Source organism: Mitsuaria sp. CC2 (assembly GCF_048957715.1).
GTDB lineage: Bacteria > Pseudomonadota > Gammaproteobacteria > Burkholderiales > Burkholderiaceae_C > Roseateles.
The window spans coordinates 219964-231887 of sequence record NZ_JARVXN010000027.1 but is presented as its reverse complement, the minus strand read 5'-3'; the positions used below and the strand labels follow the sequence as shown (position 1 = coordinate 231887).

Sequence of the window (11924 nt, the reverse complement as noted above, 5' to 3'; positions counted from 1 at the left end):
CAAACACTACTGGTTCCAGTAGGTGCGCAGACTGGAACCAGTCGAGGCGCTCAACGCGTTCGCCGTACGTGCGTCGCCACCCCCATCGGTAGGCCGTCTTCAGAACGAATCGTTCGCATGCAAGACCCGGCACTGACCTTCATCGCAGTGATGCGCGGAGGTCGATGTGGCGGTGTATGTCGTGCGTTGGTTCAGGCGCTGGATGGATCAGTACGGGCTTGCGGAATCCGATCTGTGTCGGGCTGTGCAAGAGATGGCGCAGGGACTAATCGATGCCAGGCTCGGAGGCGGTCTGGTGAAAAAGCGCGTTGCTCGAAATGGTCAAGGAAAGCGTGGTGGCTTTCGGACGATCGTGGCCACTCGTCAATCGGGGCATTGGTTTTTCGTTTACGGTTTCACCAAGAGCGATCAGGCGAATATGGATCGTCAGACGGAGCAGGATTGCCGAGAGGTCGCTCGGCACTTCTTGTCGCTCGATACAAAGGCACGCGAGTGCCACGTTGACTCTGGACAACTCTTCGAAATGGATTGCGATGCACAAGTCCCTGAACATTTCTCAGCTGATGATGCGCGGAACGTTCTTCGACCTCTACAAGAGTGGCGCCGTCACTAAGGCGCAGTACATGGGGGTACAAGCCCGCTATCGACCTCGGTTGCAACCTCGCGAATCTGCGGAACCGTTTCGACCGCACAAGCGTCGTGCATTGGCTGCCTCTGGACCTCGACGCTGAAGGCGACCCTGCGAGCCCATCGAGTTGAATCACCGTGCGCAAGTCATTGACCACGTTTGATCGAATGCTGCTCCAGACGGTCCTGGACTTCTACCGCTCGGGTCAGATCGACAGGGCGGAGTACATGGCCGTCCAGACAAGACATCGACCCAGGCGGCAAGCGCGTCGGTCGTCCGAACTTCAACGTCCACGCAAGGCGCGTGCGTTGAGCGCTGGCGGACCGCGTACCGTCAAACGCTGAAGGCGTACCGCGCACCAGGAGCTGATTACCCTTGGCTGGGCGCTGATTCAAGCCTTCCGCCACTTGGCACGCGACCGCTCATTCGCATCGCCCCGTTTGCCAGTTCGGCGAACTCTCCGGAATGGGCTTGATCCGTCGTTCAGCACCTGCGCCAACGATGCAGAACTTTGCGTAGTAGCCTCGCGTGGGATCGGAGCGGTCCGAGGGCTTCACGTTGAGAGACACGTAGTAAGCCTTGCCGTCTCGCAACTCGCTCACCGGTTCCGAAGTGCCGCCTTCCGGCACCTGGCCGTACGCGAGGCACGAGAACGACGAGACGGGCAGCCCACCCACCGTGCGGAAATGCATCGCCCACATCTTGCGGTTGGATTGCTCCGCGTCATCGGCGACCGAGACCGCCTGCAGGCGAGCAGCAGGATCGCGCTTCGCGTCTTTCGCGGGCACTGCGAAACAGGGGCGGCCGTCATCCAGCAGCTTCACCTCCGCAGTACCCATGGCGGATGTGGCCCATGAGGGCGCCGACAGGCAGAGCAGCGCTCCGGCGCCAAGCGTCTTATGGAAGGTTGCCACGGTTCGTTGGATTCTTGAGAAAGTCACTGAGAACGTCTTCGTAGAGCGCCAGGTCATTCACGTGATTCTGCCGAGCAGATTCGGTGGGTTGCCGACGGCCCCAGCTAACATCAGATTCGTACTCGAACTTGAACATGTCCGGCACCTTCGTCACATTGCGTTGCGATCCATCCGATGCACGGGCTCAGGAAAGCGCTCACCTGCTCATACTCGCATTTGACGAGAAGGAGCCGCTGCGCGAAGTGCATCATCTGCTGGACCGCTGGGCGATGCCCACCGGGCTAGAGAAACTGGTGCTCTACTTCCGATCTCCAGGCAGCCACGCCATCGTTTTGGACGTTCTCGCGGTTTGGCATGAGCTCCTCTCTCCCGGCCTTTCGGTGACTTGTTGCGAAGCCATCGCTGCGCAGGCCATACCTGAGCCGGATCCAGGTGAGGTTCGGATCGAGTTCTATCGACGCCCTGATGCGATCGACAGCCAGTTCATTCGTCACACCGATAGCTGCGTTCACCTGACTCACGTCGCGACGGGCGAGACCTTTCAGATTCAGGGTCGCAGTCGAGTTCGCAACCTCGAGTTGGTCAAGCTACAACTGGCGTCCTGGTTGGCCTCACGATGAAGAGAACTGTCCGTCGCGCCGACCCTCAATCCCCGCCAGCCTTGCGCCCCAACGCCACCTGGATCGCGCGCGTGAGCGCCGCCAATTCGATCGGCTTCGCGACGTAGCCTTGGAAGCCCGCAGAGAGGCCTTCCTGCCGATCCGCGACCATCGCGAACGCCGTCAGCGCCACCGCCGGCAGCTGTTCGGGGCTGCCTCCCGGCAGCTTGCGCACCGCGCGGATCAGCGAGCGCCCGTCCATCTCCGGCATCCCGATGTCGGACACCAGCAGGTCGTAGTGTTCCTCGCCCTCCTCGAGCCGCGACAATACCTCCGCCGCGCTCGTCGCCACGCTGACCTTCGCGCCCAGGCGGCTCAGCGCCACCTGACCGACTTCGCGCGCGTCCTCCTCATCGTCGACGAGCAGCACCCGCACGCCCGACAAGGTGTCCTCCGACAAGTCGACCGGCTCGACGCACGGCGGCGGCTCCAGCGCCTGGTCCTTCAGCAACGGCAGGCGCAGCTCGAACACCGAGCCGCCGCCCGGTCCCGGGCTGTCGGCGCTGATGCGGCCCTGGTGCAGCTGCGCGATCGCGCGCGCGATCGCCAGGCCCAGGCCGAGACCGCCGACCTTGCGCGTCTTCGAGCCGTCCTCCTGCCGCAGCCGGTCGAAGACGAAGGGCAGGAACTCCGGTGAGATGCCGCGCCCCGTGTCCCGCACGCGCAGCAGCGCGCAGCCGTCTTCGATCCCGACGTGCACGTCGACGCTGCCGCCGCTTTCGGTGAACTTGATGGCGTTGCCGATCAGGTTCGTCAGCACCTGCGACAGGCGCTGCGCATCGCCCGCGATCCACACCACGCCCGCGGCATGGCAGTTCAACGCGACGCCCTTGCCCTGCGCCTCGTGCAGCGCGCCCAGTACCGATTCCGAGGCCAGCGCCGCCAGGTCCATCGGCATCGTCTGCAGCACCAGCTTGCCGGCCGCGACCGCGCTCATGTCGAGCAGGTCGTTGATCATCCGCGCCTGCAGCTGCGCATTGCGACGGATCACCGTCGACGCCTTGCCCAGCAGCGGATGCGCGTCCGCGAAGTTGGTCAGGATGTCCGCCCAGCCCGTGATCGCGCTCAGCGGCGAACGCAGCTCGTGCGACAGCACCGCGAGGAACTGGTCCTTGAGCTCGTTGGCGCGCTCCGCCTCTTCCTTGCCCTGGCGCAGCGCCTGCTGCGCCTCGTAGGCCGGCGTCGAGTCCTTGATGATCTTGGAGAAACCCGTCGTGACGCCCGACGCGCTGAACAGCGGCGTCACCACGCCTTCCGCGCGCAGCCGCGTGCCGTCCTGGCGCATCAGCCAGCGGTCGTCCCGCGCCGCGCCCTGCGTCAGCGCCAGCGCCAGTTCGTTCTCCAGCACGCCCGCCGCCCGGTCCTCCGGCGTCAGCAGGATCTCCGCCGACATGCCGCGCACGGCGCCCAGCGCATGGCCGAAGATCGTCTCGGCCGCGCGGTTCCAGTCCCGGATGCGACCCTCGGTGTCCAGCAGGATCACCGCGTGGTCCTGCAGCGAATCGACCACGCGCGCGTACAACGCGTCGGCCTCGCGCAACTGTGCCTCGACCTGGATCTGCGCCTCGCGCTGCCGCACCTCGCGCAGCGCGCGGTCGATCGCGACCGGCAGCCGCGTCAGCCGGCCCTTCATCACGTAGTCGGTGGCGCCGCGCTTGAGCAGCTCCACCGTGTTTTCCTCGCCGATCACGCCCGACACGAAGATGAACGGCGTGCTCGGCGACAGCCGCTGCGCCAACGTCAGCGCTTCCGCGCCGGTGAAGCCGGGCAACTGGTAGTCCGACAGGATCAGGTCGAAGCGCTGCGTTTCGAGCGCGCCGAGCAGTTGCGGCTCGTCCTTCACCCAGGTCACCCGCGCGCGCGGATGCGTCGTCTCCAGCGACGCGAGCAGCAGTTCCGCGTCGAAAGTGGAATCCTCCAGCAGCAGGATCTCCAGCGGCGGTGCACCCGCGTCGATAGGCGGCGTCGACGAATCGGTCATGAGCTCATTCGTAGCGGCGCGTGGCGCGCAGCGATCCCGGCGGCGGCTCATTGAGCACGGCCCAGAACACGCCCAGGTCCGCGATCGCCGCGACGAATTGCTTGAACTCCACCGGTTTCACGACATACGCGTTCACGCCCAGTTCGTAGCTGTGGACCACGTCCGACTCGGTCTGCGACGAGGTCAGCATCACCACCGGAACGCTCTTCAGCGACGCCGTGGACCGGATGGCCTTCAGGACTTCCAGGCCGTTCACTTTCGGCAGCTTCAGGTCCAGCAGCACCACCGCCGGGTTGCCCTCGGCGCGGTCCGCGTGGACGCCTTCGCGGTTCAGGTAGTCCAGCGCTTCGGCGCCGTCGCGCACGATGATCACTTCGTTGGCGAGCTGGCTGCGTTCCAGCGCCACCAGCGTCAGTTCGAGGTCGCGGGCGTCGTCTTCAACAAGCAGGATGGGCTTGAGCATGGCGTTCTGGATCTTGCAGGTCAGAAAAGAGAGGTGTCGGTCGGCGCCGGCCGTCCGGAAACGCTCGCGGTGGATCCGGCAGGGGGGAGGGCGTCGGAGGAGGCGGGGCCATTATCGGACGATCGGTCGGAGGCGGCGGACAACGCCTCTTGCATGGTGCGGGTCGGCAGCGTGAAGCGGAAGCACGCACCGCGGTCGGCCTCGCCCAGCGCTTCGACCTGGCCGCCGTGCCGCTCGACGATGCGACGCACGCTCGCCAGGCCGATGCCGGTGCCCTCGAAGGCCTCGGTCTGATGCAAGCGCTGGAACACGCCGAACAGCTTGTTCACGTACTTCATCTGGAAACCGACGCCGTTGTCCGAGATGCTCAGGCCGATGCCTTCCCCGGTCTCGATGCCGGCGATCTCGATGCGCGCGGGATCGCGCGGTCGCGTGTACTTGACGGCGTTGGAGACCAGGTTGCGGATGGCGACCTGCAGCAGCACCGGATCGCCCCACAGGCGAGGCAGCGGGCGCTGGACGGTCCACTCGATGCGGCGGTCCTTGTTCAGCGTGTTCTGTTCCGCGATCAGGTCGTCGATCAGGTGCTCGGTGTTGATCGAGCCGTGCTTGATCGCCGAGCGTCCCATCCGCGAGAAGTCCAGCAGCGCGTCCACCAGTTGGCCGGCGTGCGCGGAGGCCTCCTTCACGTGGGCGAGGTAGCGGCGCGAGCGCTCGGACAGCGCGCCGCCTTCCATCTCCAGCACCAGGTCGACGAAGCCCGCGATGTGGCGCATCGGCGCGCGCAGGTCGTGCGACACGGTGTAGGAGAAGGCTTCCAGCTCCTTGTTGACGCGGCCGAGCTCCATGGCGACTTCGGCCATCTCCTCGGCGCGGCGCAGCACGATGCCGATCAGGGCCTGTCGCAGTTCCTGCACGGCGTGGACCTCGCCCTGCGTCCAGGGCAGGGACCGGCCGCCGACCTGCTGCTTCCAGCTCGCGAAACTGCGGCGCGGATGCAGGCGCGAGTCCTGGCCCGTGGCCGATTCCTTGCGCGGATCGCCGGCCCAGACGATGGTCTGCACGATCTCGGGCCGGAACCAGACGATGTGGTGGCGGTGCAGCTTGGAGATCGAGATCGCCAGCAGTCCCGCCGTCGGTCCCAGCGCCTGCGCCGCGGAGGTGTCCATCAACTCACCCAGCGACGAGGCCTCCACCGGCAGCCGGTCGCTGTGCCAGACCTCGTCGATGCGGTTGCCCAGCCACTGGCCGAGCGCCAGCAGCGTCGCGTGGTCCGGCGTTTCCCCGACGGCCCAGCAGCTGTCGTTGAGGATCACCGCCGCGCCCGTCGCGCGCGCCAGGCGCAGCAGCGGACCGGGCTCTTCGATGAGGCGCTGGAGCGTGGCGTCGCTGTCGGACAGGTGCGACACGATGGCCAGCGTCAACTGCCGCAGCCGCAGCTGCTCGGTGACCTGCTCGTTCTCTTCCTTGGCCTCGATCTGCAGCGACAGCAGCTGCCCCAGATGCTCGCAGGCCATGCGCGTCTGCCAGGACAGTTGCCTCGGATCGTGGTCGTGGCAGGACACCAGCCCCCACAGCTTCCCGCCCACGATGATGGACACCGACATCGACGCCAGCGTCCGCATGTTGCGCATGTACTCGAGGTGCACCGGCGACACGCTGCGCAGCGCCGCCTGCGACAGGTCCAGCGCCGTGCCGTCGCGCCCGTCGACGAAGCGCACCCGCACCGGCTCGTAATTCGCGTCGGCGATCAGCCGGATGTGGTTGATGCGGTAGAGCTCGCGCGCCTGCGGCGGGATGTCCGAGCCCGGGAAATGGTGGCCGGCGTAGGCGTCGTAGCCTGCGTCGATCGCTTCGGCGAGCACCTCGCCGTGGCCGTCCGCGTCGAAGCGGTAGGCCAGGCAGCGGCCGAAACCGGTCAGCCGCTTCATCTCCGCGACCACCACGCGGCACAGTTCCGTCACCGCGGACGTGCGCTGCATCATCGGCACGAGGTGGCGCGCCAGGCTGTAGATCGGCGCGCGATTGCCGGCGTCCGCGATGTCGGCTTCGAGTTCCAGATACGCCAGGCCGCCGATGCGGTGGCCCGACACATGCAGGCGCTGCTCGCCGAGGGCCAGCGTGCCGCAGGAGATGGGACCTTCACCGTCGACCAGTGCCGGGCGCTGACCGCTGACTGCGTCCAGTGCCCCTTCGATGCGCGCGGCCAGCGCGTCCGGCGCGGACGGCAGCAAGGTCGCCCAGTTTTCGCTGAACGCCACCAGGCCGCCGCTACGCCAGTCCACCACGGCGAGCCAGCCGTGCGGCTGGATCGCGCCGGGCACGCGGATCGGCTCGCTCGCGCATTGTGCGATCTGCAGATCCGTCGGCATGGTCGCCAGCGCACCGGTGTTCATGCGGACCTCGGCGGTGACGCGGCGACGGTCGGCGCGTCGATGGGGCCGAAGGTCGCGATCAGCGCGCGGAAGGTCGCCACGGCCGCGTCGCAAGCGGCCGAGCGTTCGCTTTCCCCGGTGCCGGCCTCGGCCTGGGCGAGCTCGCGGAATTCCCGCCACATCGCGCCGGTCCGGGCGCCGAAGCCGTGGAAGTAGGCCGTGCCGTGCTCGGGGGTGAGGCCGTGCGCGGCCAGGAGCTTCGGCGTCAGCACCTGGCCGCCGAGGGCGGAGCCCTCGATCACGTAGAGCGATCCGATCGCCGCCGCCGGCGAGTCCAGCCGCAGCCCTTGCTGCGCTGCGAGGGCAGAGGCGTGCATCGTCTGGTGCGTCCCGTCCTCGGGCAGGGCCAGCGCCGTCAGGTCGCGCGCCGCGAAGGGCGAGCGCACCCGGGCGTCGAACCAGGGATGCAGGCGCTCCGGCAAGGCCTGGCGCACGCGCGGTTCCCAGAGTTGGAGGAATTCATGGAAGCCGCGCAGGATGCGGCCGTAGCGCCTCAGCGGCATCGGCGCCTCCAGGTGGAGCAGCGCCTCGATGTCGTCGTGCAGCGGCCCGGTGCTGCGGCGCAGGCGGGGGAGCAGGTCGGTCTCGATCTTGGCGGCGGTCGTCGTCATGAGGCTCAGGAGGCAAGGCGGATGCGCCGCGCGGATTATGGTCAGAAAGGCGCAGGGCAAACATCCGTCCCGCCCCTACGGACGCGGGGGCCGACGCCTGTTGCGCAAACCGGCAAGAATGTCGTGCCCTCCTTCAGAGGGAAGCGGGTGGGGGAGGCACGCCGTTTGCCGACGCTCTCCGATTCGCCTAATCGCACGTCCGTCGCGAACCGCGCTTGCCGCGCGCGTCGGACTTTTCCTCAGTGGATCTCTTGCCGCAGGGTTTGCCATGTCTCCCCACGCCGTCATCGTCGACGACAACCTCGAGTCCAGCGAAACGCTGGGCATCCTCCTGGAATTGGAGGGCTACACCGCCGCGACTGCGGCGAGCTTGCGCGAAGCGCGTCAGCGCATCGCGGAGCACCGGCCGGATGTGCTGATCCTGGACCGTGCGTTGCCGGACGGGCAGGGCATGGATTTCCTGGTTGAGGCCTTGCTGCAGGGGCCGATGACGGTCGTGATGCTGACGGGCACGTCGGATCCGGGTGATGCTGCCGAGGCGATCCGTCGGGGCGCGAGCGCCTACCTGGTCAAGCCGGCGACGATCGATCAGCTGAAGGAAGTGCTCGATCGCGCGTCACAGGGATCGCGCCAGGCGGCCTGAGGGCCGCAAAGAACTTCTCCCGAACGCCTCGGTGCGCGGCCGCATCAGTGCGGTGCTGCGTCGGTGTATGGGGGAAGGGTTTTCGCGGCGGAGCCGGGAAAATCTTTCTCCCATACGGACCCAGAGACGTCGAAGGGAAGAGGGTCGCCGTACTTCCACCTCAGCTGGCCCTCACCCCTGCCCCTCCCGCAAGCGGGAGAGGGACTAAGAGGAGCGGCGAGTTCGGTCGAGATTCAGCGGAAATCGTCGAGCTGGATCGCGTGGCGGTGCAGCTTGTCGTAGAGCGTCTTGCGCGGTGTTCCGAGCAGCTCCATCGCTGCCGGCACCTTGCCGCCAGAGCGGCGCAGCGCCTGCTCGATGAGCGCCTTCTCCACCATTTCCATCTGGCGCGCCAGCGCCAGGTTGGGGACGGCCTGGATCGCGGCCGACGAGTCGAGGTCGTCCAGCGCCAGCACGAAGCGGTCGGCGGCGTTGCGGATCTCGCGCACGTTGCCCGGCCAGTCGTGGGCCATCAGTTCGCGCAGCTTGTCGGGCGTCAGTTCCGGCGCCTCGCGCTCGTAGCGCTTGCAGGCCTGCGCGACGAAGTGTTCGAACAGCAGGGGGATGTCTTCGCGCCGTTCGCGCAGCGGTGGCAGCACCAGCGTGGCGATGTTGAGCCGGTAGTACAGGTCGCTGCGGAACTGTCCGCGCTCGCCCATCTCCTTCAGGTCGGCCTTGCTGGCCGCGATGAAACGGACGTTGATGACCTGTTCCTCGTTGGAGCCGAGGCGCTCCACGCGACGTTCCTGCAGCACGCGCAGCAGCTTGATCTGCAGCGCCACCGGCATGGTCTCGATCTCGTCGAGCAGCAGCGTCCCGCCGTTGGCGTGTTCGATCTTCCCGATGCGGCGCTTGCCCGCCGACGTGAACGCGCCGGACTCATGGCCGAAGAGTTCGCTCTCGAACAGCGCTTCCGGCAGTCCGCCGCAGTTGATCGCGACGAAGTTGCGATCGCGGCGTGGGCTCTGGTCGTGCAGGCAGCGCGCCACCAGCTCCTTGCCGGTGCCCGTCTCGCCCAGGATCATCACATCCGCCGAGGTCGAGGCCAGGTTGAGCACCTGACGCCGAAGCTGCTGCATCGCCGCCGACTTGCCCAGCAGCGCCGCCTCGATGCCGCTGGCCGCGGACAGTTGCGCGCGCAGTTCGTCGGCCGAATGGCGGATCAGGCGCAGGTCCAGCGCGCGGCGCGCCGTGTCCAGCAGCCGCTCCGGGGCGAAGGGCTTCTCGATGAAATCGTAGGCGCCGTTGCGCATCGCCTGCACGGCCATGTTCACGTCGCCATGCGCGGTGATCAGGATCACCGGGATCTGCGGATCGGTCGCCTGCACATGCGCCAGCAGCGCGCGGCCGTCCATGCCGGGCAGCCGGACGTCCGTGATGACGATGACCTGCGCGCCGGGCTGCACGTGCGGCAGCGCCTCCTCGGCCGAACGGCACGGCACCACCGCCAGGCCTTCGAGTTCCAAGGTCTGGGTCAGGCTGACCCGCACCGGCAGGTCGTCCTCGACGAACACCACCTTGTAGCCCTCAAACATACTGCCCCTCCTCGGCCTGCCAGGTGTCGACCTCGAGGTCGAACTCGAAACACATGCCATGGTCCAGACGTTGCGCCCGCAGCGCGCCGCCGAACTCGTGGACGATTTTTGATGAGATCACCAGCCCCAGCCCGAGCCCTTCGCCGGCCGGCTTGGTGGTGAAGAACGGCTCGAACAGCCGCGGCAGCAGCGATTCGCTGAGCCCCGGTCCGGTGTCCAGCACCTGGACCCGCACGCGCCGGCCGTCCTCCGCCGGCACGGCCGCGACGCGCAACCGGCGTTCGTGGCCTTCCGACGCATGGTGCGCGGGCTCCGACGCGATCGCATCGATGCCGTTGGCCAGCAGGTTCACCAGCACCTGCTCCAACCGGTTCGATTCGGCGCTCACCCGCAGTCCCGGCGGCACGTCGACCTCCACGGGCAGGTCCAGCTGACGCGTGCGGTGCTCCAGCAGCAGTCGCGCGTTGTTCACGCTCGCCAGCAGCGATACCGCCGTGCGCGAGGGCTCCGCCTTGCGGGCGAAGCTCTTGAGCTGGCGCGTGATCTGACCCATCCGCTCGACCATGTCGTCCATCGTCTGCAGGTTGTCCGCGACCGCTTGGGTGCGGCCGGCCTCCAGCAGCCTCTGCGAATTCCGTGCCAGCGCACGCAGCGCCGTCAGCGGCTGGTTGACTTCATGCGACAGGCCCGCCGACATCTGCCCCAGCACCGCCAGTTTGCTGGTCTGCAGCAGTTCGCCCTCGGCCTGGCGGCGCTGCGCGATCTGGTCCAGCAGTTCTTCGTTGGTCTGGCGGAGTTCCGCCGTGCGTTCGTCGACGATGAGCTCCAGTTGTGCATGCGCGTTCTGCAATTCGGTCTTCGCGTGGAAGAGCTGCCGCAGCGCGCGCCGACGCGACGCGAGGTAGAGCAGCAGCATCCCGATCGCCGCGCCGAAGGCCGCGCCGCTCCACGCGGCCAGCCGTGCCTGTCGCCGCACTTCCGACAGGTCGGACAGGGCGAGCAGGCGCACGCCCAGCGGCAGCAGTTGCCGCTCCTGCGCCAGCAGCGTCGCGCTGGCCGGTGCGGGCGCCCGCACCAGCAGGCTGTTGTAGGCCTCCAGCGCGCCCGGCAGGCCCAGGTCCGGCCCGATCCGCGGGTAACGCGCGCTGGCCTGCAGCCGGTCGCGCTCGGAGGCGTCGGCACGGTTCAGCACCGCGTAGCGCCAGTCCTCGACCGAGCTCATGATCACCACGCCCTGGTCGTCCGAGACCAGGATGCGCTCCCCCTGCGAGCGCAGGCCCAGGTCCACCCAGGTCGACTCCAGCGGCGCCAGGTTGAGCTTCACGACGATCACGCCCTGCAGCTGCTGGTTGCGCCGCAGCGGGTGCAGCAGGAAGAAATTGGTCGAGCCGCTCAGCCCCGCCTGGCCGGCGTCGGAGGCGAAGAAGTGGTGGCGGTCCTGCTCGATCGCCTGCTGCAGGCGCAGCGGTGGCGTCAGCGGCTCGCTGGCGGCGAGCACGCGGCCTTCCGGATCGGCGACGAAGATCTGCGTCGTCCCCGCCCGCACGTTGACTCGCGCCAGCAGCAGGCTGGCGGCCTTGCGCTGGGCCTCGTCGTCGGGATGCTCGATCAGCCGCGTCACTTCGCCGTCGATGGCCAGCAGGCTGGGCAGGTAGGCGTGGCGGCCGAGTTCGGTCTGCAGGTTGGAGGCGTAGAGCTCCAGCCGCTCGGTCGCCAGCGCGCTCAACTGGTCCAGGCTCGCGCGTTCGCTGAGGCGGTGGCCCAGCAGCAGGCCCAGCAGCATCAGCACGCCGGTGAGGTACAGGTAGAAGGTCGGCCGGCCGAGGAAATGCGCCAGCCGCTGGCGGACCGATGTCGGGGCGAAGGAGGAGGAAGCGACCGAGGGCATGGACGTCGAAAAGTCGACGCCCAGTGTGCCCAACTTGGCGCACGCCTTGCACCCGGCGCGACGGCTTTTTTGTGACTGGCGAGGAATCGCCCGGCTGGCTAGGCGGTTTGTGCGGATTTCCGCACCTT

The 11924-nt window shown here is 67.6% G+C and carries 10 protein-coding genes; 3 read left to right on the top strand and 7 right to left on the bottom strand.

From position 1 onward, the window contains the following. Positions 1-166: 166 nt before the first annotated feature. Positions 167-613: a type II toxin-antitoxin system RelE/ParE family toxin gene (locus PV762_RS18740; RefSeq protein WP_421036513.1), complete on the top strand. Its 447-nt coding sequence runs from the start codon at positions 167-169 to the stop codon at positions 611-613. A gap of 437 nt (positions 614-1050) precedes the next feature. Here the strand turns inward: PV762_RS18740 and PV762_RS18735 are convergent, their stop codons facing one another. Then, a complete protein-coding gene (locus PV762_RS18735; protein WP_421036512.1) occupies positions 1051-1542 on the bottom strand; it encodes a hypothetical protein in 492 nt (163 codons plus the stop codon). A gap of 134 nt (positions 1543-1676) precedes the next feature. On the opposite strand from PV762_RS18735, the gene PV762_RS18730 reads away from it, so the two are divergent. Beyond that, on the top strand, positions 1677-2162 hold the full coding sequence (locus PV762_RS18730) for a peptide chain release factor family protein (RefSeq protein ID WP_421036511.1): 486 nt from the start codon (positions 1677-1679) through the stop codon (positions 2160-2162). A gap of 25 nt (positions 2163-2187) precedes the next feature. Here the strand turns inward: PV762_RS18730 and PV762_RS18725 are convergent, their stop codons facing one another. Genes PV762_RS18725 through PV762_RS18710 form a run of 4 tightly spaced genes read right to left on the bottom strand, consistent with a single transcriptional unit; the run spans position 2188 to position 7691 of the window. Next, positions 2188-4182, bottom strand: a complete 1995-nt coding sequence (locus PV762_RS18725) for a response regulator (RefSeq protein ID WP_421036510.1) — start codon at positions 4180-4182, stop codon at positions 2188-2190. A 4-nt stretch (positions 4183-4186) separates the two neighbouring features. Then, the gene (locus tag PV762_RS18720) at positions 4187-4645 is read right to left on the bottom strand and encodes a response regulator (protein ID WP_421036509.1); all 459 of its coding nucleotides are present in this window, start codon (positions 4643-4645) and stop codon (positions 4187-4189) included. 20 nt (positions 4646-4665) lie between these two features. After that, positions 4666-7041 carry an ATP-binding protein gene (locus PV762_RS18715; RefSeq protein WP_421036508.1) on the bottom strand — a complete coding sequence of 792 codons (2376 nt, stop codon included), beginning with the start codon at positions 7039-7041 and terminating at the stop codon, positions 4666-4668. Then, positions 7038-7691, bottom strand: coding sequence for a biliverdin-producing heme oxygenase (locus PV762_RS18710; RefSeq protein ID WP_421036507.1), 654 nt, complete (start codon positions 7689-7691; stop codon positions 7038-7040). Before PV762_RS18710 ends, PV762_RS18715 begins: the two co-directional genes overlap by 4 nt. A 268-nt stretch (positions 7692-7959) precedes the next feature. Here PV762_RS18710 and PV762_RS18705 point away from each other — a divergent pair, with 268 nt between their 5' ends. Next, positions 7960-8334 carry a response regulator gene (locus PV762_RS18705; RefSeq protein WP_421036506.1) on the top strand — a complete coding sequence of 125 codons (375 nt, stop codon included), beginning with the start codon at positions 7960-7962 and terminating at the stop codon, positions 8332-8334. A 233-nt stretch (positions 8335-8567) separates the two neighbouring features. Here the strand turns inward: PV762_RS18705 and PV762_RS18700 are convergent, their stop codons facing one another. Beyond that, positions 8568-9908, bottom strand: coding sequence for a sigma-54-dependent transcriptional regulator (locus PV762_RS18700; RefSeq protein WP_421036505.1), 1341 nt, complete (start codon positions 9906-9908; stop codon positions 8568-8570). Further along, positions 9901-11796, bottom strand: a complete 1896-nt coding sequence (locus PV762_RS18695; protein WP_421036504.1) for a sensor histidine kinase — start codon at positions 11794-11796, stop codon at positions 9901-9903. Before PV762_RS18695 ends, PV762_RS18700 begins: the two co-directional genes overlap by 8 nt. Positions 11797-11924 lie beyond the last annotated feature (128 nt).

What these genes read in the sequence shown, in the direction of transcription:
- PV762_RS18730 (WP_421036511.1), top strand. Translation starts at nt 1,677, where the DNA reads ATGTCCGGCACCTTCGTCACATTGCGTTGCGATCCATCCGATGCACGG.
- PV762_RS18725 (WP_421036510.1), bottom strand. Translation starts at nt 4,182, where the DNA reads ATGACCGATTCGTCGACGCCGCCTATCGACGCGGGTGCACCGCCGCTG.
- PV762_RS18720 (WP_421036509.1), bottom strand. Translation starts at nt 4,645, where the DNA reads ATGCTCAAGCCCATCCTGCTTGTTGAAGACGACGCCCGCGACCTCGAA.
- PV762_RS18715 (WP_421036508.1), bottom strand. Translation starts at nt 7,041, where the DNA reads ATGAACACCGGTGCGCTGGCGACCATGCCGACGGATCTGCAGATCGCA.
- PV762_RS18710 (WP_421036507.1), bottom strand. Translation starts at nt 7,691, where the DNA reads ATGACGACGACCGCCGCCAAGATCGAGACCGACCTGCTCCCCCGCCTG.
- PV762_RS18705 (WP_421036506.1), top strand. Translation starts at nt 7,960, where the DNA reads ATGTCTCCCCACGCCGTCATCGTCGACGACAACCTCGAGTCCAGCGAA.
- PV762_RS18700 (WP_421036505.1), bottom strand. Translation starts at nt 9,908, where the DNA reads ATGTTTGAGGGCTACAAGGTGGTGTTCGTCGAGGACGACCTGCCGGTG.
- PV762_RS18695 (WP_421036504.1), bottom strand. Translation starts at nt 11,796, where the DNA reads ATGCCCTCGGTCGCTTCCTCCTCCTTCGCCCCGACATCGGTCCGCCAG.